The organism is Cupriavidus sp. TMH.W2 (genome assembly GCF_050847365.1).
GTDB lineage: Bacteria > Pseudomonadota > Gammaproteobacteria > Burkholderiales > Burkholderiaceae > Cupriavidus.
The window spans coordinates 2649735-2670344 of record NZ_CP193792.1; the positions used below are offsets into that span (position 1 = coordinate 2649735).

24 protein-coding genes, 1 tRNA gene and 1 riboswitch are annotated in these 20610 nt (G+C 68.3%); of the genes, 15 read left to right on the top strand and 10 right to left on the bottom strand.

The genetic code is table 11. The annotated features are described in order from the left end of the window. Positions 1 to 59: 59 nt before the first annotated feature. The 10 genes from ACREYQ_RS12165 to ybgC form a co-directional block, all read right to left on the bottom strand. Positions 60 to 135, bottom strand: a tRNA-Lys gene (locus ACREYQ_RS12165). 69 nt (positions 136 to 204) lie between these two features. Continuing rightward, positions 205 to 1320 (bottom strand): YeeE/YedE family protein, encoded by a 1116-nt coding sequence (locus tag ACREYQ_RS12170; protein ID WP_432257848.1) that lies wholly within the window; start codon positions 1318 to 1320, stop codon positions 205 to 207. Positions 1321 to 1347: 27 nt separating this feature from the next. After that, the gene (gene queC, locus ACREYQ_RS12175; protein ID WP_432257849.1) at positions 1348 to 2031 is read right to left on the bottom strand and encodes a 7-cyano-7-deazaguanine synthase QueC; all 684 of its coding nucleotides are present in this window, start codon (positions 2029 to 2031) and stop codon (positions 1348 to 1350) included. A 280-nt stretch (positions 2032 to 2311) separates the two neighbouring features. Then, the gene (gene ybgF, locus ACREYQ_RS12180; RefSeq protein WP_432257850.1) at positions 2312 to 3070 is read right to left on the bottom strand and encodes a tol-pal system protein YbgF; all 759 of its coding nucleotides are present in this window, start codon (positions 3068 to 3070) and stop codon (positions 2312 to 2314) included. 17 nt (positions 3071 to 3087) lie between these two features. Next, positions 3088 to 3597: a peptidoglycan-associated lipoprotein Pal gene (pal, locus tag ACREYQ_RS12185; protein WP_432257851.1), complete on the bottom strand. Its 510-nt coding sequence runs from the start codon at positions 3595 to 3597 to the stop codon at positions 3088 to 3090. 15 nt (positions 3598 to 3612) lie between these two features. Continuing rightward, positions 3613 to 4986, bottom strand: coding sequence for a Tol-Pal system beta propeller repeat protein TolB (gene tolB, locus ACREYQ_RS12190; RefSeq protein WP_432257852.1), 1374 nt, complete (start codon positions 4984 to 4986; stop codon positions 3613 to 3615). A gap of 208 nt (positions 4987 to 5194) precedes the next feature. Continuing rightward, positions 5195 to 6250 carry a cell envelope integrity protein TolA gene (gene tolA, locus ACREYQ_RS12195; protein ID WP_432257853.1) on the bottom strand — a complete coding sequence of 352 codons (1056 nt, stop codon included), beginning with the start codon at positions 6248 to 6250 and terminating at the stop codon, positions 5195 to 5197. A gap of 36 nt (positions 6251 to 6286) precedes the next feature. Beyond that, complete coding sequence (tolR, locus tag ACREYQ_RS12200; RefSeq protein WP_115012730.1) at positions 6287 to 6730, bottom strand: protein TolR; 444 nt, start codon at positions 6728 to 6730, stop codon at positions 6287 to 6289. Between the two features lie 60 nt (positions 6731 to 6790). Further along, entirely contained in the window at positions 6791 to 7474 is a 684-nt protein-coding gene (tolQ, locus tag ACREYQ_RS12205; RefSeq protein WP_208647542.1) for a protein TolQ, read from the bottom strand. Beyond that, entirely contained in the window at positions 7471 to 7875 is a 405-nt protein-coding gene (gene ybgC / locus ACREYQ_RS12210) for a tol-pal system-associated acyl-CoA thioesterase (protein WP_432257854.1), read from the bottom strand. Before ybgC ends, tolQ begins: the two co-directional genes overlap by 4 nt. A 154-nt stretch (positions 7876 to 8029) precedes the next feature. After that, positions 8030 to 8131, top strand: a riboswitch (ZMP/ZTP riboswitch). A 126-nt stretch (positions 8132 to 8257) separates the two neighbouring features. On the opposite strand from ybgC, the gene glyA reads away from it, so the two are divergent. The 15 genes from glyA to nusB all read left to right on the top strand — a co-directional run bounded on the left by glyA (position 8258) and on the right by nusB (position 20498). After that, on the top strand, positions 8258 to 9505 hold the full coding sequence (gene glyA, locus ACREYQ_RS12215; RefSeq protein WP_432257855.1) for a serine hydroxymethyltransferase: 1248 nt from the start codon (positions 8258 to 8260) through the stop codon (positions 9503 to 9505). Positions 9506 to 9660: 155 nt separating this feature from the next. Then, positions 9661 to 10128 (top strand): transcriptional regulator NrdR, encoded by a 468-nt coding sequence (nrdR, locus tag ACREYQ_RS12220; protein WP_432257856.1) that lies wholly within the window; start codon positions 9661 to 9663, stop codon positions 10126 to 10128. A gap of 95 nt (positions 10129 to 10223) precedes the next feature. Beyond that, the gene (locus tag ACREYQ_RS12225) at positions 10224 to 10577 is read left to right on the top strand and encodes a type IV pilus modification PilV family protein (RefSeq protein WP_432257857.1); all 354 of its coding nucleotides are present in this window, start codon (positions 10224 to 10226) and stop codon (positions 10575 to 10577) included. Continuing rightward, on the top strand, positions 10574 to 11488 hold the full coding sequence (locus tag ACREYQ_RS12230; RefSeq protein WP_432257858.1) for a PilW family protein: 915 nt from the start codon (positions 10574 to 10576) through the stop codon (positions 11486 to 11488). Before ACREYQ_RS12225 ends, ACREYQ_RS12230 begins: the two co-directional genes overlap by 4 nt. Further along, positions 11482 to 12087 (top strand): pilus assembly protein, encoded by a 606-nt coding sequence (locus ACREYQ_RS12235; RefSeq protein WP_432257859.1) that lies wholly within the window; start codon positions 11482 to 11484, stop codon positions 12085 to 12087. Before ACREYQ_RS12230 ends, ACREYQ_RS12235 begins: the two co-directional genes overlap by 7 nt. Further along, positions 12084 to 13943: a pilus assembly protein PilY gene (locus ACREYQ_RS12240; RefSeq protein ID WP_432257860.1), complete on the top strand. Its 1860-nt coding sequence runs from the start codon at positions 12084 to 12086 to the stop codon at positions 13941 to 13943. The genes ACREYQ_RS12235 and ACREYQ_RS12240 overlap by 4 nt, the downstream gene beginning before the upstream one ends. Continuing rightward, complete coding sequence (locus ACREYQ_RS12245) at positions 13940 to 14398, top strand: type IV pilin protein (protein WP_432257861.1); 459 nt, start codon at positions 13940 to 13942, stop codon at positions 14396 to 14398. The genes ACREYQ_RS12240 and ACREYQ_RS12245 overlap by 4 nt, the downstream gene beginning before the upstream one ends. Positions 14399 to 14405: 7 nt before the next feature. Next, positions 14406 to 14954 (top strand): GspH/FimT family pseudopilin, encoded by a 549-nt coding sequence (locus tag ACREYQ_RS12250; protein WP_432257862.1) that lies wholly within the window; start codon positions 14406 to 14408, stop codon positions 14952 to 14954. 53 nt (positions 14955 to 15007) lie between these two features. Beyond that, entirely contained in the window at positions 15008 to 16123 is a 1116-nt protein-coding gene (gene ribD, locus ACREYQ_RS12255) for a bifunctional diaminohydroxyphosphoribosylaminopyrimidine deaminase/5-amino-6-(5-phosphoribosylamino)uracil reductase RibD (protein WP_432257863.1), read from the top strand. Positions 16124 to 16182: 59 nt separating this feature from the next. Then, positions 16183 to 16803: a riboflavin synthase gene (locus ACREYQ_RS12260; RefSeq protein WP_432257864.1), complete on the top strand. Its 621-nt coding sequence runs from the start codon at positions 16183 to 16185 to the stop codon at positions 16801 to 16803. A gap of 451 nt (positions 16804 to 17254) precedes the next feature. Beyond that, the gene (locus ACREYQ_RS12265) at positions 17255 to 17536 is read left to right on the top strand and encodes a hypothetical protein (protein WP_432257865.1); all 282 of its coding nucleotides are present in this window, start codon (positions 17255 to 17257) and stop codon (positions 17534 to 17536) included. A gap of 19 nt (positions 17537 to 17555) precedes the next feature. Next, positions 17556 to 18032 (top strand): hypothetical protein, encoded by a 477-nt coding sequence (locus ACREYQ_RS12270; protein ID WP_432257866.1) that lies wholly within the window; start codon positions 17556 to 17558, stop codon positions 18030 to 18032. A gap of 274 nt (positions 18033 to 18306) precedes the next feature. Continuing rightward, positions 18307 to 19416, top strand: a complete 1110-nt coding sequence (ribBA, locus tag ACREYQ_RS12275; protein WP_432257867.1) for a bifunctional 3,4-dihydroxy-2-butanone-4-phosphate synthase/GTP cyclohydrolase II — start codon at positions 18307 to 18309, stop codon at positions 19414 to 19416. Positions 19417 to 19480: 64 nt separating this feature from the next. Next, positions 19481 to 19987 (top strand): 6,7-dimethyl-8-ribityllumazine synthase, encoded by a 507-nt coding sequence (gene ribH, locus ACREYQ_RS12280; RefSeq protein ID WP_432257868.1) that lies wholly within the window; start codon positions 19481 to 19483, stop codon positions 19985 to 19987. Further along, on the top strand, positions 19980 to 20498 hold the full coding sequence (gene nusB / locus ACREYQ_RS12285; protein ID WP_432257869.1) for a transcription antitermination factor NusB: 519 nt from the start codon (positions 19980 to 19982) through the stop codon (positions 20496 to 20498). Before ribH ends, nusB begins: the two co-directional genes overlap by 8 nt. Positions 20499 to 20610 lie beyond the last annotated feature (112 nt).

A 20610-nucleotide genomic window follows, 5' to 3' on the forward strand; every position in this document is an offset into this window, starting at 1 on the left:
GGGCATGCCAGAAGACGCAAAAAGGGCCTGTGACTTGTGCCACAGGCCCTTCGAAATGCTGGTGGGTCGTGCGTGACTCGAACACGCGACCAACGGATTAAAAGTCCGCTGCTCTACCGACTGAGCTAACGACCCGAAAAAACAGAACCGCGATTATAGTGACGCGATTCCCGATGTGTCAAGCCTTCGGCGCGGCTACCCGCCTCAGACCATGCGCTCCAGGCGCCATATCTGGTAGCGGAACGCCAGCACCGCCCCGGCCAGGATACCGGCAAGCGCGATGAAGGAGCCGATCGCCAGCGTCGATACGCCCGACAGGCCCTGCCCCACGGTGCAGCCCAGCGCGGTCACCCCGCCGGCGCCCATCAGGATGCCGCCGACCATGTGATTGGCAACGTCCTCGGCATTGCCAAAGCCTTCCCAGCGGAACGTGCGCGTGGCCAGTGCGCAGACGGCCGCGCCGGCGATCACCCCGAACACGCTGACGATGCCGACCGTCAGCACCTTGCTCTTGTCGCTGAACATTATCAGCCAGTCGAGGGTATAGGCGTAGGGCGCGACAAAGCTCAGGCTTTCCATGCGGCCGCTGTTGGTCGAGACGAACAATTCTTCGAGCGTGTTGGGGTCTTCGGCGATATAGCCGAGGTGGCCGGACACGTACCACATCGCCACGATGATCAGGCCCACGCCGATGCCGCCCAGCAGGTTGTCGAACGACCGGAACCCGCGGCCCGCCAGCGCCCACGCCACCAGCACGCCGCCCAGCACCAGTCCCAGGCCCAACTGCAGCGCGCCGCGCGCGAGCCCCGTGCCCTGCGCCAGCACGGACGGCAGGTCCTGCGTGGTGGGCAGCGCCAGCGTCACCGCATCGACGGTATTTACGCGCACGACGCCGAACAGCCCGCGCAGCGTCATGTAGGCCGACAGGCCCAGGAAGACAAAGACCACCAGCGATTTCAGGTTGCCGGCGCCGATGCGCACCAGCGTCTTGCTGCCGCAGCCCGACGCCAGCACCATGCCGAAGCCGAACATCAGCCCGCCGGCCAACGCCGACAGCCAGCCCAGCTTGCTGGCCGTATAGATGGTCTTGGTGGGGTCGATCGCGCCGGCCCAGGCCAGCACGCCGGTGCCGATCATGGCCACGCCGATCGCCAGCCCCCACATGCGCATGCGGCTCCAGTCGCCCATGTTGACGATGTCAGAGACCGCCCCCATGGTGCAGAAGTGCGTGCGCTGCAGCACGGCGCCAAACAGGAAGGTCAGGACGAACGTGCTCAGCAGCACGGTGCGCGAGAGCGCGGCAAGGTCGATATCAGGCATGTCGGGGGCGTGGACGGCGGCTAGTGATCAGGCGGCAGCCTGGTAGCGGGTCGGGTCGGGCACGCCGGCGGCCTCGAAGCCGGCGCGGCGGATGCGGCACGAATCGCACACGCCGCAGGCACGGCCGTCGTCGTCGGCCTGGTAGCACGACACTGTCAGGCTGTAGTCCACACCCAGCGCGATGCCGGCGCGGATGATCTCGCCCTTGGTCATGTCGATGATGGGCGCATGCACGTGGAAGCGGTCGCCCTCGACCCCCGCCTTGGTGGCCAGGTTCGCCAGCGTTTCATAGGCCGCGACGTATTCCGGGCGGCAGTCCGGATAGCCGGAGTAGTCGACCGCATTGGCGCCGAAGAACAGGTCGCGCCCGCCGACGGCCTCGGCCCAGCCTAGCGCCAGCGACAGCATGATGGTGTTGCGCGCCGGCACGTAGGTGACGGGGATGCCGCCGGAAGCGCCGTCGGTCGGCACCTCCAGCGCGTCGTCGGTCAGCGCCGAGCCGCCGAAGCGGCGCAGGTCCAGGTCGACGATCTCGTGGCGGGTGGCGCCCAGCGCGGCCGCCACGCGCCTGGCGGCGTCCAGTTCGGAGGAGTGGCGCTGGCCGTAGCGCATCGACAGCGCATAGGTCTCGAAGCCCTGGGCGCGGGCCATGGCGAGTACGGTGGCGGAGTCGAGTCCGCCGGACAGCAGGACGATGGCGCGTTTGGTCATGATGGGGAGCGCCGTGTCGGCGCGCAAAACATTCAGGCGAATCGGATATTTTAACGCGCCCCAAGAAAAAGGCCCGCCGAAGCGGTAATGCCGTTCAGTTAAGGTATCAAACGCTACTGTCATTCCCGCGCAGGCGGGAATCCAGGGTCTTTCACGTCCCCTTTGGGGATGAAGTCACTGGGTTCCCGCCTGCGCGGGAACGACGGTGGTTAACTGAACGGCATTACCGCCGAAGCGGGCCTTGCAGACAGAGGACCGGACGAGCCGGCCGCTTCCGGTGTTACTTCAGCGTCTTCAGCCGGTTGCTGGCCGCCTGCGCGCCTTCGGTGCCCGGATACTTGGCCACCACCTGTTCCAGCGTCTTGCGCGCGGCCGCCTTCTGGCCAGTCTCGAGCTGGTTGTTGGCGACCGCGATCATCGCGTCCGGCGTCTTGGGATGCGTCGGGTTGGCGTTGATCATGTTCTGCAGCACCGCGGTAGAGCCCTTGTAGTCGCGCTGCGCGTACAGCGAGTTGCCGAGCCAGTACTGCGCCAACGGCAGGTAGGGGCTCTGCGGGTACTTCTTGACGAACGCCGAGAACGCACTCCCGGCGCTCTTGAAGTCGCCCGCCTGGAACTGCTTGAGCGCGGCATCGTATTCGGGCTTTTCGCCGGGCTGCGACAGGCCTTCGCGGCCGTCGACCGTGACCTGCTGCGGCTCGAATTTCTTCAGGCGCGCATCGAGATCGGCGTAGTAGTCCTTCTGCTGCTTCTGCAGCGTGTCCACCGTGTTCTGCAGCACTTCATTCTGGCCGCGCAGCCGCGCCACTTCCTGGCGCAGGCCCTCGAGCTGGTTCTGCATGTCGAGCGTGGTGCGGCTGTTCTGCTCGATGCGCTGCGTCGCGGTCGCCTGGAAACCGTTGAACTGGTCGCGCAGGCTGATGACGGCCTTGCGGGCCTCGTCATCGTCGAACACGCCGGCATGCGCGTGCGACAGCGGCAGCATGCCGCCGCCGGCAACGGCGGCGAGCCACAACAGGGTGGAAACGCGTGCTTTCATGAAAGGCTGTCCACAGATCAGTAGTTGATGTCCGCGCGGCGGTTTTCGGCCCACGAGGCTTCATCGTGGCCGGTGGCCTTGGGCTTTTCCTTGCCCAGGCTCACGGCTTCCATCTGGGTGTCAGGCACACCCATCGAGGCCAGCGAGCGGCGCACGGCTTCGGCGCGCTTCTGGCCCAGCGCCAGGTTGTACTCGCTGGTGCCGCGTTCATCGGTGTTGCCCTGGATCAGGATCTTGCGGCCCTGGTTGCCCGACAGGTACTTGGCGTGCGCGCCCAGCATGCCCTGGTAGTCGGGCTTGACCGAGTAGCTATCGAAGTCGAAGTACACGCTGCGCTTGGCCAGCGGGCCGTTCGGGTCGTTCAGCGGGTCGGCGGCGGTCACCGGGGTGACGGCGCGGGCATCGGCACCCGTGCCGCCAGCGCCGGCGCCGGATTTGGCGGTGTCGTCCAGCTTGACGCCGGAGCTGCAGGCGCCGAGGGCCAGCAACGCGGCAACGGCAAGGGTTTTGGTCATCAGTTGGGGCATGGTGAATGACTCCTGTTATTGCATGAAAGGACCCCAGGACGGCTCGCGAACATCGCCGGACTGGAGGGACAGAACCTGCCGGGTACGCCCGTCAGTGGACACCGCCGCCAGCACCGCGCGGCCGCCCACGCGGGTGGCATAAAGGATGTACTTGCCGTTGGCGGCGAAGCTGGGCGCTTCGTCGTTGGCCGTATCGGTCAGCGACGTCACGTCGCCGTTGGACAGGTCCTGCAGCTGCAGCTTGAAGCCGCCCGTGCGCGAGATGTACGCCAGGTACTTGCCGTCCGGCGAAATGCGCGGGCTCACGTTGTAGCTGCCCTTGAAGGTGACACGTTGCGCGGCGCCGCCATCCTCGCCGGAAGCGGGCATGCGGTAGATCTGCGGCGCACCGCCGCGGTCGCTGGTGAAGTAGATGCTCTTGCCGTCGGGCGAGTACTGCGGCTCGGTGTCGATGGCGCTGCTGCGCGAGAGCCGGCGGATGCCGGAGCCGTCCGCATTGACCTGGTAGACCTGGGTATTGCCGTCGCGCGACAACGCCAGCGCCAGGTGCCGGCCATCGGGCGACCACGACGGCGCGCTGTTGTTGCCCTTCTGGTTCGACACCAGCGTGCGCTTGCCGCTGGCCAGGTCATGCACGTACACCACCGGCTTCCTGGACTCGAACGAGACGTAGGCCACGCGCGCGCCGTCCGGCGACCACGACGGCGAGATGATCGGTTCGTTGCTGGTCAGCGCCACCTGCGCGTTCTGGCCGTCCGAGTCGGAAATCAGCAGCTGGTAGCGGCCCCCCACCTTCGACACGTAGGACAGGCGCGTGGCAAACACGCCGCGCTCGCCCAGCAGCTTTTCATAGATGTAGTCGGCGATCTTGTGCGCGGTCACGCGCAGCTGGGACTGGCTGACGGTAAACGCCAGGCCGCCCAGGCTCTGGCCCTTGACGGTGTCGTACAGGCGGAAGCGCACGTCGTAATTGCCGCCGGCGGCCGGAGTCACGCTGCCGGCGACGAAGGCATCGGCGCCACGCGACTTCCAGCTGCCCAGGTCGACATTGGCGGATTCCGCCACGGTGGCGCCGCCCGGGTCGACATTGCGAAGCCGCCCGCTGCGCGCCAGGTCGGAGCGGATGATCGCCGTCAGGTTCTGCGGGGCCTGGGCCTCGCCCTGGAAATTGGCGGTGGCCACAGGGATCTGGCTGGAGCCGACCCCGGAGATCTCAACGTTGAGCTGCGCGTGCGCGGCGCCGGCCGCCATCGTCATTGCCGCGGCCAGCCAGGCCATCAGCGCGCGGCGGCCAGCCAGGGGGGCCGGCCGGGTAGCGCGTTGAGATGCGGATTGGTTTGCGTTGTGCCGCCTCGCGGACAGCCAGTTGGGGGCCCAAAGCTTTCGCATGCTGCTCCTCAGTCGATTTCAAGTTTCGTCGGGCACGACAGGCAATCGGCAACACGGGCAAAGATGGCATGGCAGCGCGTGGCGCATGCCCCGTCCGCGTGCGACCCGCACACTGTCGGCTGCGTCAGGCAACCTGTCATGCTAGCGCTGGGACCAAGACCCGGCGGTGAAGGTTGCATTATGTTGCAAATCATGCCGCGCAGGCCACTCAGTCCTTCGGCCGGAAGGTAATGGTGAAGCTGGCCGGCGCCTTGCCGTTCTCATCGCGCGGCAGCGGGTCGGAGCGCTCGACCGCGCGCAGCACAGCATTGTCCCAGCCCGAGTCGCCGCTGGACTTGGACAGCCGCGCCGACAGCAGCGAACCATCCGGCGCCAGCTGCACCGACACCACCGCCGTCGGGTTGCCCGGCACGTCCTCGGTAAAGACGATGTTCGGCTTGACGCGGCGGCGCACGCGGTCGGCATAGCCCGGCGACGCCTTGCCACCGCCGCCGGCGCCCGCGCCGGCCGTATTGCCCACGCCGCCACCGCCAGCGCCGGAGCCGCCGGCCAGCGCCTGCAGGCGCGCCAGCTCGCTCTTGCGCTGGGCATTGGCCGCGGCCTCGTGCCTGGCCTTGGCCTCGGCATCCGCCCTGGCTTTGGCCTTGGCCTCGGCATCCGCCCTGGCCTTGGCATCGGCCCTGGCCTTCGCGTCCGCCTGGGCCCTGGCCCTGGCGTCCGCTTCCTTGCGTTCGGCTTCCTTGCGCTCGGCCAGTTCCTTGCGCTGCTGTTCCTGCTGCTGTACGGCCTTCTTCTTCGCGTCGTCCTTGCGCTGGGCTTCCTTGCGCTCGGCTTCGCGCTGTTCGGCTTCCTTGCGCGCGGCAGCCTCCTTGCGTTCCGCCTCCTTGCGCTCGGCTTCCTTGCGGGCAGCCGCCTGCTTGTGCTCGGCCTCTTCGCGCGCGGCCGCCTCGGCCCGGCGCTTCTGGCGCTCCAGCGCGATGTCGGCGTCTTCCTCGACCTTGCTCTTCACCTCGGGCGCCGGCGGGGCCGGACGCGGCTGCACCACCGGCTCCGGCCGCGATATCGGCGGCGGCGGCGGCGCGGTGACGGCCGGGATCTCTTCCCACAACTCGGCTTCCGCGCCGACCGGGGTGCTGCTCTGCCAGTGCACGCCGAAATACAGCACGATGACCAGCATCACGTGCATGAGGAGCGCAAGCAGGAAGGAACGCAGGGTTCCCCGCTCCTTGACCGGCTGGTAGGGATGGGCGGCGGCGGTCGTCATCAGGCGCAACGGCAATCGGATAGGCGCTTCAATGCGTCAGGAGGTCTTGGACTTGACCATCAGGCCAACGCGCTTGACGCCGTCGGCCTTCAGGATCGACATCACGTCCAGCACTGCCTCGTACTTGACCGAGCGGTCGGCGGCAATCACCACCGGCTGGTCCGGGTTCTCGTTCTGGCGCTGGTGCACGAAGTCGAGCAGGCCCTGCTTGTCGAGCTTGCGCTCGAAGGCATTGCCGGCGTTGTCCTTGCCGCGCGCGGTCAGCTGGCCGCTTTCATGCACGGTGACCACGATCGGCGGCGCCTTCTGCTGCGGCGTGGCATTGGCCACGGTGGGCAGGTCGACGGTGGCGGGGCTCACGATCGGTGCGGCCACCATGAAAATGACCAGCAGCACGAGCATGACGTCGATATACGGCACGACGTTGATCTCGGCGCTGGCCCGGCGGCGCGAGCCGCCGCGGCGCTGAATGGCTGCCATTGCAGGACTCCTGGAAACGCCGGCCCGGACTGGCGCCCGGACCGCTGGTATTGGGTACGGTCAGCGGGTCTGCCGCTGCAGGATGTTCAGGAACTCTTCCATGAAGCTCTCGAACCGGATCGCCAGGCGGTCGATTTCCGTGGCATAGCGGTTGTAGGCGATCACCGCCGGAATGGCCGCGAACAGGCCGATCGCGGTGGCCACCAGGGCCTCGGCGATACCGGGGGCCACCGATGCCAGCGTCGCCTGCTGCACATTCGACAGACCGCGGAACGCGTTCATGATCCCCCACACCGTGCCGAACAGGCCGATATACGGGCTCACCGAACCGACCGACGCCAGGAACGGCAGGTGCGATTCGAGCACGTCCATCTCGCGCTGGTAGGCCGCGCGCATGGCGCGCCGCGCCGCATCCAGCAGCGCGCCGGCCTCGTTGCCGCGCTCGCGCGCCTTCAGGAACTCGCCCATGCCGGATTCGAAGATCCGTTCCAGCGCGCCGGTGTTGTGGCGGTTGTTGACGGCACTGTTATATAGCGCCTGCAGGTCGCCGCCGGCCCAGAAGTCGCGCTCGAACCCTTCGGTCTGGCTGCGCGCGGCACGCACCGCGAGGTGCTTGCGAAAGATATAGGTCCACGAAAACAGCGACATGACGAGCAGCAGCGCCATGACGGCCTGCGCCAGCAGGCTGGCGTGGAGCACCAGCGTTACGATCGACAGGTCTTGCGTGACGGTCACGGGATTCATCGTGCTGACTTGATGGTAGCTAGAACGGGGTCGGGGATCGGGGCGGGACGAAAAGTGCTTCTGTCGACGCACCCGACGCGGATCGCGCCGGTGGCAAGCATCAGTTCGCCACGCCAGGCTTCCTGGGTGAACTGCACCGAAGCCGGGCCGACCCGGTCGATGCGCGTGCGGATCTCAAGCTGGTCATCCAGCCGGGCGGGCGCATTGTAGTCCACCGCCGTGCTGCGGACGATAAACACCACGCCTGCCTCGTCGGCAAGCGCCTGCTGTTCGATGCCGAGCGAGCGCAGCCACTCGGTGCGGGCGCGCTCGAAGAACTTGAGGTAATTGGCGTAGAACACCACGCCGCCCGCGTCGGTGTCTTCCCAGTACACCCGCAGGGTCCAGACAAAGTTTGGCATGGCCGCGATTGTAACGGAGACCGATACCGGTTTCGTGTAAACCCGCATTACGACTTTGCAACAGCAAGTTGCTGGCCAGCCCTTGCCAGCGCTTGGCTGGCGGGCCGACGGCTTGCGGCGGGCGCCCGCCTCGCGCTACACTGCGCCCAACCATTCCATCTTGCGCGACTGGCGAAGTCAGTGGGCACTACCACGAGGAAGCGCAAGTTCTCTGGCGTGAAGTTCTTTGCGCCTGCCGCTCGCCTGGGCAGCGAATGGGAAGCAGGGTGCGCCCTGCACCGACGGTTGCAACGTGCCGCCGGTGTGGGTCGCCGCTAGCCTTCCGCGCGCGCCCTACCCCCGATGCGTGAATCGGATCCCCTTTTTTCAGACGAGTTTCGCCATGTTCGAACGCAGCCGTTTTACGATCGACCAGATCGACCCCGAGGTCTTTGCCGCCATCCAGCAGGAAAACCAGCGCCAGGAAGACCACATCGAGCTGATCGCCTCCGAGAACTACACCTCGCCGGCCGTGATGGCCGCACAGGGTTCGCAGCTGACCAACAAGTACGCCGAGGGCTATCCCGGCAAGCGCTACTACGGCGGCTGCGAGTACGTCGACATTGTCGAGCAGCTGGCCATTGACCGCGTCAAGCAGGTGTTCGGCGCCGAGGCCGCCAACGTGCAGCCCAACTCGGGCTCGCAGGCCAACCAGGGCGTGTACTTCGCCGTGCTCAAGCCGGGCGACACCATCATGGGCATGAGCCTGGCCGAAGGCGGCCACCTGACCCACGGCATGGCGCTGAACATGAGCGGCAAGTGGTTCAACGTAGTCAGCTACGGCCTGAACGCCCAGGAAGACATCGACTACGACGCGCTCGAAAAGCTGGCGCAAGAGAAGAAGCCCAAGCTGATCATCGCCGGCGCTTCGGCCTTCGCGCTGCGCATCGACTTCGAGCGCATCGGCCGCGTGGCCAAGTCGATCGGCGCCTACTTCATGGTCGACATGGCCCACTATGCCGGGCTGATCGCCGCGGGCGTCTACCCGAACCCGGTGCCGCACGCCGACTTCGTCACCACCACCACGCACAAGAGCCTGCGCGGCCCGCGCGGCGGCGTGATCCTGATGAAGGCCGAGCACGAGAAGGCCATCAACTCGGCCATCTTCCCCGGCATCCAGGGCGGCCCGCTGATGCACGTGATCGCCGGCAAGGCGGTCGCGTTCAAGGAAGCGCTGACGCCCGAGTTCAAGACCTACCAGCAGCAAGTAGTGAAGAACGCCGCCGTGCTGGCCGAGACCCTGATCGCGCGCGGCCTGCGCATCGTTTCGGGCCGCACCGAAAGCCACGTGATGCTGGTCGACCTGCGCGCCAAGAACATCACCGGCAAGGAAGCCGAGCGCATCCTGGGCGAGGCGCATATCACCGTCAACAAGAACGCCATCCCCAACGATCCGGAAAAGCCGTTCGTGACCTCGGGCATCCGCCTGGGCTCGCCGGCCATGACCACGCGCGGCTTCAAGGAAGAAGAAGCCCGCATCGTCGGCAACCTGATCGCCGATGTGCTGGACAACCCGCACGACGCCGCCAACATCGCCAGCGTGCGCGAGCAGGTGGCCGCCCTGACCAAGCGTTTTCCGGTCTACGGCTGATGTACCAAGGCCGCCCTTGCGTGTGCGCAAGGGCGGCCGGCAGCTCCGCAGGCCGGCGCCCCAGGGCACTGGCCTGCGGGCCTCGCCAACCCGCCCCGCCACCGCAGAACGACAACACGGACAAGGCGACGGGGTTCAACTGAAGGTGGTCCGGCATGAAATGCCCCTTTTGCGGTCATTCCAATACCCAGGTACTCGACACCCGCATGTCGGAAGACGGCGATGCCGTACGCCGGCGCCGCCGCTGCGAAGCCTGCGACCGCCGCTTCACCACCTATGAGCGGATCGAGCTGTTCTTCCCCGCCATCGTCAAGAAAAACGGCTCGCGCGTGGACTACGCCCGCGCCAAGCTGAAGGATTCCATGCGCCTGGCGCTGCGCAAGCGCCCGGTCTCGGCCGAAGCCATCGACGAAGCCATCACCCGCATCGAAGAGAAACTGCTGGCACTGGGAGAGAAGGAAATCCCCAGCAGCCAGGTCGGCGAACTGGTGATGCGCGAGCTGCGCAAGCTCGACAAGATTGCGTATATCCGCTTTGCTTCGGTGTATCGGAGCTTTGAGGATGTGTCGGAATTCCGCGACGTGCTGGACGAGTTTGCCGCGTCCACCCCGCGCAAGGGCTAGCGAAACAAGATTCCGCAAATCCTTCACGCTTAGGCACATTACCGCGCCCTCACGACAGTTACCTTGACGGTCCCGGCAAGTCTTGGTGACCGCTCATGCACGCGCTTCGCAACTCCATACGTCAACGCCCGCGCATCCTGCTGCGCGAAGCCGGCCGCTCTGCCGGCTTCGGCCTGCACGAGGTGCTTTGCGCGCTGGTCGTCGTTGGCATCGGGCTGATGCCCATGATGGGGATGGCGCCCAGGGCGCTGTCCCGGCAGCGCGAATTCGACGCGCTGGCCCAGGCGGCAAGGCTGGCAGCAGAGCATGCTGAGCTGGCAAGCACGCAGCCGGCGCCGTGCCGGAGCGTCCCGGCATTTGCGTGCCCGGACGACACGCGACTGATCATGGCAGGCCGGCCTGGCGCGCAGGCCGGCCTGCCCGCGATCGCCTTGTGGGTGCGGCCATGACAGGGTCTGCTTCGAAGGCATTCACGCTGGTCGAATTGCTGATCGGACTGCTGCTCAGCCTGATGGTCGCCGCGGCGGCCATTGCCGCATTCCATGCCACGCGTACGGCCTACCTCACCACCACCGACCGCGTCCTGCTCGAAGAACGCGGCCAGCGTGCCCTGACGATCCTCTCCACGCTGCTGCGCCAGTCCGGATGGCCGGGCGAGCCCTCGTCCGCCAGCCTCCACGCAGCGTTGCCCGCCGTGAGCGGCGCTGACAACTGCGGGCAGCCTGCCATGGGCGCCGTGCCATCCTGCGGCAAGGCCGGCGTCGGCCGCAGCGACGCGCTGCTGATCCGCTTCAGCGGCAGCGGCCTGCCGGCGGCACCGGCACAGCCGGATGAAACCATGACCGATTGCAGCGGCTACGCCGTCGCCGCGCGCACCGCCGGCGCCGACGCACACAGCGGCTATGTCGCGGCCAACCTGCTTTATGTCGCAGCGGGCAGCGATGGCGTGCCGCAACTGCTGTGCCGCTATCCGGCGCGCCGCGGTGGCGTGATCGATGGCAGCGGCTGGACCTCCGGCGCGCTGGTCCGTGGCGTTGAATCGCTGCAGCTGCGCTACGGCCTGGATACGGATGACGACGGCCGGCACGACCGCTTCGTGACGGCGGACGAGATCCAGCCACTGGGTGATGCCGCCTGGCAGCGCGTGGTAGCCGTGCAGATTGCCATCGCCGTGCGCGGCGACCGGCCGGGCTCGGCGGCGGCAAGTCCGGGCAGCGGCGCAGACCTGCTGCCGAAACCCGGCACCGCGACCGGCGACCTGGCGCCGGTGGCGACGCCGCAGGCAGGCATGGCGCGCCGCGTGTTCGCCACCACGATACGGCTGCGCAATGCGCCACGCTGCCAGGAGACGCTGTGCTAGCCCCCCGCCTGCCAGTCCGCCGCCAGTCGGGTGCCGTCACGCTGCTGCTCTGCGGCACGATGCTGCTGCTGGTGGTGCTGACTGCGGCCGGCACGCTGCACATGCTGCTGTCAGGCCGTCAACTTGCCGTCATGCAGCTCGAACGCGAAATCGCATTCCGGGCCGCCGAGGTGGCGTTGCTCGATGCGGAGGCGGACGTGCTGACCGCGGCGGCTTCGCAAGACATGAACGGCCGGCTCGGCATCTGGCCGGCGCCGGGGCACTGCGGCAGCGGCCAACAAGCCGGGATCTGCCGGCCTGCGGTGGCGGGTCCGCCTGTGTGGCAGCCCTGGCTGCTTGTGGATGCCGACGCCGATACCGTCGGCGTTCCGTTCGGCCGCTTTAGCGGGGCATCGCTGCCGGTGCTGCCCGCCAGTGCGGCCGGGACGCAAGAGCTGCCGCGGTATGTCGCCGAGATCCTGGACGAGGCGCCGCCCGGCTACGTCACTCCGGACGCCGTCACTTCCACCACACTGGCACCGCGAATCCGGATCACGGCCATCGGCTTCGGCCGCAGCCGTGCCGTACGCGCCGTGGTCCAGAGCGTGATCCAGCCATGATTCGACTCCTCGCCGCGGCCCTCGCCTGCCTTGCCATCGCCGTTGCCCCGGTGTGCGCCGCCACCGGATCGGAAGCCGGCGGGCTGCCCCTGGCGTACCGGACCACGGACGGTGCCTATCCATGGACCGGGCGCTTGTTCGCGGTCGGCTGGCAGGGTTCGGCTCCGGTTCTGTCGCACTATGTGTGGGAAGCCGGCGAGCACCTCGACCGCCGGGCTGTTTCATCGCGCAAGGTGTTCACGTCCTCGGCACCGCTGGGCACGCCGGAGCGCGCCATACCGCTGCACTGGGATGCCGTGGTAGCTGCGTTGGGCAATACAGGTAATCCTGATCCTGTAAACGGCCTTGATCGCGCCGCTCTCGAATGGCTGCGCGGCGACCGCACCCAGGCAAACCTGCGCCCGCGCGATACGCGGCTGGGCAATGCGGCAGGCGCCCGCGTCCGGGTGATGGCGCCCCCTGCATGGGCCCCAGGCAAGCCCGGGCACTCAGGCTTTCGCGTGCGCTACAGCCTGCGCGCGCACGTGGCCTGGCTTGGCACCACCGACGGGCTGCTGCATGCGTTTGACGCCGTGACAGGCGAGGAACGTGCCGCGTATCTGCCCGGCGTACTGCTGCCCTATGCTGCCGCGATGGCGGCGACCGACGCGCCACTGGCGCCCTCTCCCTGCCCGCGCCCCGAAACGCAGGACGTGATGATCCGCGGCGAATGGCGCACCGTCTTGCTGTGCGGGGTTCCTGCCAACGCCAAAGCCGGCAATCCCGCAGCAGCCTTTGCACTTGACGTTTCCGATCCCGACGGTCCGATGCCCTTTGCGTCGTTGTGGGAGATCGCCGCTATGGACACCTTGCCACTGACGGCGCGCGGACCGGTACGTGCCGCAGGCATGTCTGGCCCCGACGGCTTGCGCTGGTTCGCGGTCGTGACGCTGAGCGCCACCGCCAATGACAAGCCGGATGCTGCCCGCTCCGCGCTCGCGCTGCTGCCGCTGGACAAGCCCACCGGGGCAGCATGGGCCGGGCAGTATGCGGTGCGCACAGTGTCATTGCCGGAACGCGACTGCCTGGGCCGGCCAGCAACCGGCAACCTCGTGGCCGTCAGCGTGCTATCCGACATGACAGGCGCGGCGCGCGCTGCCTATGCGACAGACGATGCCGGCCAGCTATGGCGCTTCCCGCTTGCCGACGCGCCGCAATCGGGTGCCGCGCCTGCGGTGTCATGTCTCCACCGGATGCAGGCGCCAGCGCAACCGCTGATGGCTGAAGCGCCCGTACTGGTCGGATCGACGACTGCGCCAGTCGTGGTCTATGCCGCGGGCAACGAACTCGCCGCGGTGCCCGACCGGTCCTCCTCGCGCGGCGCCACGGCCGTCCCCTTGGTCCAGGTCGCGGCGCAGGCCGGCGATGGCGGTCACGTCCTGCGCGCCCAGCCTGCCGGTGCCGACGATGCCGGCTGGCATCTGACGCTGCCCCATTCCGGCGAACAGGTCATGGAGATCCAGCCGGTCTTCCCGGGCTATCTGCTGTTCGTGACGCGCACGCCCGAGGGCACGCAACGCAGCTACCTGGTGCTGGCGGCGACCGGGGAGTCGGTCATCCAGCGCGGCACCGGCGAGCGCCTGCACGTGGCCACCGGCCAGTTGCTGCCCCCAGGCGCCAGCGTGTTCGTGACCGCTGCCGAATTGCCCGCCGCGCCGGCGCAGCCGGGCCGCACCGGGCGCCAGGCATACGAGTTGTCGCTATGGTCAGTCGCTGGCAACACGGTCACGCGGCTATCGCAAACCCTGGCCAGCCGGCGCACCGGGCGCCTGCGCTGGCGCGAGATCGTCGGCCCGGCACGGGAGGACTTGCCATGACAACGGGGGCGCCTGCCTCCCGGCCCGGAGCCGGATTCAGCCTGGTCGAGCTTGCGGCGGCGCTGGTCGTGCTGGCCATCCTGGCGGCGATCGCCCTGCCCGCGTGGCACGGCTACCTGATGCGGGGCTGGCGGGCGCAGGCCCGTACCGCGCTGACCGAAGCGATGCTGCAGCTGGAACGGCACGCCGTCGGCGCCATGACGTTTGCCGCCGAACCCGGCGCTGAAGTGGCTGCCGGCGAGTGGCCCCTGCGCGTACCGGCCAGCGGCGCCGTGCGGCATCTGGTGACCGCCGCCGCATGCCCGCAGGCCGCGCTGGACGCCTGCGTTGAACTGCGCGCCGTCCCGCAACTGCCCGACCCCGAGTGCGGGGTACTGATCCTGCGCAGCACCGGCCAGTGGCTTGCGCTGCCTGAAGGGGGAACCGTGCCGCGGCCGCTTCCGGCCCATTGCTGAAGCCGCGATGATGCCCGGCAAGCGCCAACGCCACCACGGCCTGACCCTGGCCGAGCTGCTCGCCGGCCTGGCCATCCTGGCCCTGCTGGCGGCGGCAGCCTATCCCGTATTCAGCGGCCTGCTCGCGCGCCAGCAGGTCGCGCTGGCGGCCGACCGGCTGGCGGCGTCGCTGGCGCTGGCACGGGCCACCGCACTGGCTCGCCGCATCGAGGTGACGCTGCAGCCGCTGCCGGGCGAGACCACGCTGGGCCCCGGATGGCAGCTGGTTGCCGCCGGCGGCGACCCGGACCGCAGCGCGGTGCTGTCTGTGGTCGAACCCGGCATGCCATGCCTGTCGGTACAGCTGCGCCAGACCGCCCGCGGCATGAATGTGCTGAAATTCCTGCCTGTGGGATACTCTCGATCTGAGCAGGGTGGTTTTCAGGCCGCCACTTTCACGCTCGGCTGCCGTGGCGAGCAGCGGCAAGTCAGGCTGGGCGCGCAGGGACGTATCCGGCTCTGCACCCCCGGCCGCGACGCCGACTGCGAGGCGACGGAATCCTCCGGAGCGCCATGACCCCGGCAGCCCTGTCTTCCCAATCGCTGTGCCAAGGCAAACCTGACCGCCGAATGTTTTCCGATACCGACCACGCCGCCATGCAACAGGCTCTCGCGCTCGCCGCGCGGGGCATGTTCAACACCACGCCCAACCCGCGCGTCGGCTGCGTGCTGGTCAAGGATGGCAAGGTCATCGGGCAGGGTTTCACCCAGCCGGCCGGGCAGGACCATGCCGAGATCCAGGCCATGAAGGACGCGCTGTCGCGCGGGCTGGATCCGGCCGGCTCCACCGCCTACGTCACGCTGGAGCCGTGCAGCCATTTCGGGCGCACGCCGCCGTGCGCCGACGCGCTGGTGCGCGCGGGCGTGGCGCGGGTGGTGGCGGCGATGGAAGACCCCAATCCGTCGGTATCCGGGCGCGGCCTGCAGCGGCTGCGCGATGCCGGCATCGACGTGCGCTGCGGCCTGCTGGAAAAGGAAGCGCGCGACCTGAATATCGGCTTTGTCTCGCGCATGACGCGCGGGCTGCCGTGGGTGCGCGTCAAGGTGGCGGCATCGATGGACGGCGGCACCGCGCTGCATGACGGCACCAGCCAGTGGATCACCGGCCAGGCCGCGCGCGACGATGGCCACGCCTGGCGCGCCCGCGCATGCGCCATCCTGACCGGCATCGGCACCGTGCGCGACGACAACCCGGCGTTGACGGTGCGTGCCATCGCCACGCCGCGACAACCGCAGCGGGTGCTGGTCGATTCGCGGCTGGAAGTCCCGCTGGACGCGCAGATCCTGACGCCGGACACCGGGGAGTTCGCCAAGCCGGTGCTGGTGTTCTGCGCGGTGGAAGACCGGCAACGCCAGCGCGCACTGGAAGGCCGCGGCGCCGAGGTCGTGGTTCTGCCCAACGCGCACGGCAAGGTCGAATTGCGCCGCATGCTGGAGGAGCTCGGCCGGCGCGGCATCAATGAGCTGCACGTCGAGGCTGGCTTCAAGCTCAACGGTTCGCTGGTGCGCGAGCGCTGCGCCGACGAGCTGCTGATCTACCTGGCGCCCAAGCTGCTGGGCGATGCCCAGGGCATGTTCAACCTGCCGCCGCTGGCGCGGCTGCAGGATGCCGAGCAGTTCCGCTGGCATGAGGTCCGGCAGATCGGCGACGACCTGCGGCTGATTGCCCGGCGCAACGACGCGTAGTGCAACACACCACTGCACCGCGCATCTGGATTCCCAATACTCAAAGCAGAAGACACCACATGTTTACAGGCATTGTCGCGGCGGTCGGCCGCATTGAATCCGTTACCCCGCTGGGCGCCGCCGATGCCGGCGTGCGCCTGCATATCGCCGCGGGCGGTCTGGACCTGTCGGACGTCATCATCGGCGACAGCATCGCCATCCAGGGCGCCTGCATGACCGTGATCGCCATGGGGGCCGATGCGTTCGACGTCGAGGTCTCGCGCGAATCGCTGGACAAGACCGTGGGGCTGGAGCGCGCCGGCCGCGTCAACCTGGAGAAGGCGCTGCGCCTGGCCGACCGCCTGGGCGGCCACCTGGTGTCCGGGCACGTCGACGGCCTGGGCGAAGTCGTGCACTTCGCGCCGGTAGGCGAATCGCATGAACTGCGCATCCGCGCCCCGCGCGATCTGGCACGCTACCTGGCCTACAAGGGCTCGGTGGTGGTCAACGGCGTGTCGCTGACCGTCAACCGCGTCAATGATGAAGCCGACGGCTGCGTGTTTTCGATCAACCTGATCCCGCACACAGTGGAAGTCACCACGCTGCAGGAGCTCAAGCCGGGCGCGCGCGTGAACCTGGAGATTGACCTGATTGCCCGCTATGTGGAGCGGATGCTGTCAACCGCGCAGGCTCCCGCCTGATCACCGCAACGATGCGGCGGCTACCGCGCCGCCGCCACTTGCCCGTTACTTGAGCGCTACTTGCCCTGTTTGGACCTTACGCTGCCACGCCAATTCTGCGGCGAATTGTTTCCTGCGCGCCCGGCGCGGCGGCGGCCGACGTGGCAAGTGCGCCGCACGGGGCCTCGCCGGCCTTTGTTGTAAGTGAACTAGGCTGCGCGGCGCCCGCCACCTAGAATGATTGAGCAGCGCCGTTCATATGCGTTCACAGGCGCCCGCCACTCGTTTCCGGGCTTCCCCCCTAGACAACGGTCTTAGGACTGGTGACTCCTGAAGTCACTCACGGGGACCACCGGGACCTCCATGCACCCCTGCCCCGCCGCGCCACGCGCTCGTCCGCAAGCTGGCGCTCCCGCCGTTGCTTTCGATTGCCGGCCGGGCCGCTGCCTGGTCCTTCATGAAGGAAACCACCGTGCCTGATCCTGCCACCAGAATCCTGTATCAGCGTCTTCCGGCGATGCGCCTGCTGCGCGACCGGCATACCACCGCATCGGCGCAGGCGCGCCTGGGTTTTGTGCGCCTGGCAGCGACCCACCTGCACCGTGCCGCCACGCTGCTGATCGACTGGGAGCTGGCGGTGGGCGACGGATGGCCGCGGCTGCAGCCGCCGTCCTCACCCCTGCCGAAGACATTCCGGCGCCCCGGCGCCCGGCGTTACGCAGGCTTTCCCTGGTCCAGCGGTAAATGGACCTGACACAAAGCGAGGCTTGACCATGCGCACCCTTCTGTATTTCCGGCTGGACGACATTGCCGCGGCAAGGCGGGCGCAGGCGCAGCTTGGCGAACTGGCTGCGACCGCCGCACGCATTGACGGCCCATGGTTCTTCCAGCGCGACGACCAGCCGGCCGAAGGCCTGCCCGCGCCCCGGGCGGCGCAGATCACCTATCTCAATGAAGCCGCCGCGGCCGGCCTGGCCGCCGGTGCGCTGCTGATGGCCTGGATCTTGTTCCGCTACGGCACGCCGGCCAATGCGGCTGCGGGCTTCATGGCCTACCTCGGCGGCATGGCGCTTGGCGCCATCATCGGCTGGTGCCTTGGCGGCGCGGTCGGTGCCAGGATCATGCGCGCCAGCCTGATGCGGCAGAAGCGGCAATTGGCGACCGGCCAGCTGGTGATGGTATGCGCGTGCAACAGGCAGTCAAAGGGGCGGCTCTGCGAGATCGCCCAGGGCGCCGGCGCCGCCGCATAGGTCTCGGCCACCCGGCGCCGGCGCCCTGCCGGCAACCGCCTTCCCCACCCACTTCAGGCAGGCGCCGTACTTTCCGGTGCCGCGCCCTCCCGCCTTGCCTGCCTTGGCGTACAATACCCGGCTTGACTGGGCAACCTGCCGGGCGTATATGGCCTGGCCGGCCCGGCCCGACGCCCCGCCTCAGTCCGGCCGCTTTCAACCGCGGCCATGGTTCCTGCCCCAGCTATTCGCCGGTTTTTCGCTCGATTCGCCCCAATTTGCCGTTCAGCACGCCATGACAATCGCCCGCACCGAAGACATCATTGCCGACATCCGCGCCGGCCGCATGGTCATCCTCGTCGATGAGGAAGACCGCGAGAATGAGGGCGACCTGGTGCTGGCTGCCGATTTCGTCACCCCGGAAACGATCAACTTCATGGCCAAGCATGGCCGCGGGCTGATCTGCCTGACGCTGACCGCCGAACGCTGCCGCCAGCTGGACCTGCATCCCATGGTCAGCCGCAACGGCACCCAGCACGGCACCAACTTCACCGTATCGATCGAGGCCGCCGAGGGCGTGACCACCGGCATTTCCGCGGCCGACCGCGCCCGCACCGTGCAGGCCGCCGTGGCCCGCGACGCCAGGCCGGCAGACCTGGTCCAGCCCGGCCATATCTTCCCGCTGACGGCCCAGCCCGGCGGCGTGCTGATCCGCGCCGGCCATACCGAGGCCGGCTGCGACCTGGGCGCGCTGGCGGGCCTGACACCCGCGGCCGTGATCTGCGAGATCATGAAGGACGACGGCACCATGGCACGCCTGCCGGACCTGATCGAGTTCGCGCAGGAACATGACCTGAAGATCGGCACCATTGCCGACCTGATCCACTACCGCAGCCGCACCGAGAGCATTATCGAGCGCGTGGGCGAGCGCGCCATGCAGACCCCGTACGGCACCTTCCGCAGCATCGCCTACCGCGACAAGCCCACCGGCCAGGCCCACCTGGCGCTGGTCAAGGGCTCGCCCGCGCCGGACCAGGAAACGCTGGTGCGCGTGCACGAGCCCTTCTCGGTGCTGGACCTGCTGGAAGTGAAGCGCACGACGCATTCGTGGAGCATCCCGGCTGCACTCGAAGCCATCGCCGCCGCCGACAGCGGCGTGGTGGTGCTGCTGAACTGCGGCGACACCGTTGACCAGTTGTTCACGCAGTTCAGCGCACTCGACGCCCCGCAGTCGCGTCCGCGCCGCAAGCCGGACCTGCGCACCTACGGCATGGGCGCGCAGATCCTGAAGGACGTGGGCGTGGGCAAGATGCGCGTGCTGGCCGCCAGGCAGCGCATGCCCAGCATGACCGGTTTCGACCTGGAAGTGACCGGCTACCAGCCGATGAACGGCGAGACGGAATAACCCCCCAATACTTGGCAGCGGCACCCCGGCGCCGCTGCCGCCCCGAAAACTGGAGAACTGAACAATGGATCACGGCTTCTACCCCAGCAACCTCGACGGTGAAGGCCTGCGTATCGGCATCGTGCAGGCCCGCTTCAACGAGCCGGTCTGCGCCGAGCTGCTCGAAGCCTGCGTGGCCGAGCTGGAAAAGCTCGGCGTCGAGGGCGAAGACACCCTGGTGGTGACCGTCCCCGGCGCGCTGGAAATCCCGCTGGCACTGCAGAAGATGTGCGAGAGCGGCCAGTTCGACGCCCTGGTCGCGCTGGGCGCCGTGGTGCGCGGCGAGACCTACCACTTCGAGCTGGTCTCGAACGAGTCGGGCGCCGGCATCACCCGGGTTGGCCTGGACTTCAACGTGCCCATCGCCAACGGCATCCTGACCGTGGACACCGACGAGCAGGCCCACGCCCGCACCCGCGAAAAGGGCCGCGACTGCGCCCGCGCCGCGGTGGAGATGGCCAACCTGGTCGTCGCGCTCGATTCGCTGCGCGGCCAGGACGATGAAGACGAGGACGAGGACGACGATGAGTGATACGTCGAACACCCCTGACAACGACGGCGGCAAGGCAGCCGGCGGCAAGCCCGCCGCGGCCCGCGCCGAAGCCAAGGCGCCGCCCAAGAGCGCGCGCCGCCGCTCGCGCGAGCTGGCCCTGCAGGGCCTCTACCAGTGGCTGCTGAACCGCAACGACATCGGCGCGATCCAGGCCCACCTGCATGACGCGCAAGGCTTCAACAAGGCCGACCGCGAGCACTTCGACGCGCTGCTCAACGGCGCCGTGCGCGAAGAGGCCCGCCTGACCGCCGCGTTCGAGCCCTTCCTGGACCGCACCGTCAACGAGCTGTCGCCGGTGGAGCGCGCCGCCCTGCTGGTCGGCAGCTATGAGCTGGTGCACTGCCTCGACATCCCGTACAAGGTCGTGATCAATGAAGCCGTCGAGCTGACCAAGACTTTTGGCGGCGTCGAGGGCTACAAGTACGTCAACGGCGTGCTGGACAAGCTCGCCGCCCAGGTGCGCGCGGCCGAGGTCGCGGCGCGCCGTTGAACTGACTGCCTGGCAGCCGGGCCGGTGCGGCCGGCCACAGTGCATCGCGGCGCCTGCACGGGGCCGCGATCAAGACGACACCCGCCCAGGCGGGTGTTTTCGTTCCTGCCTA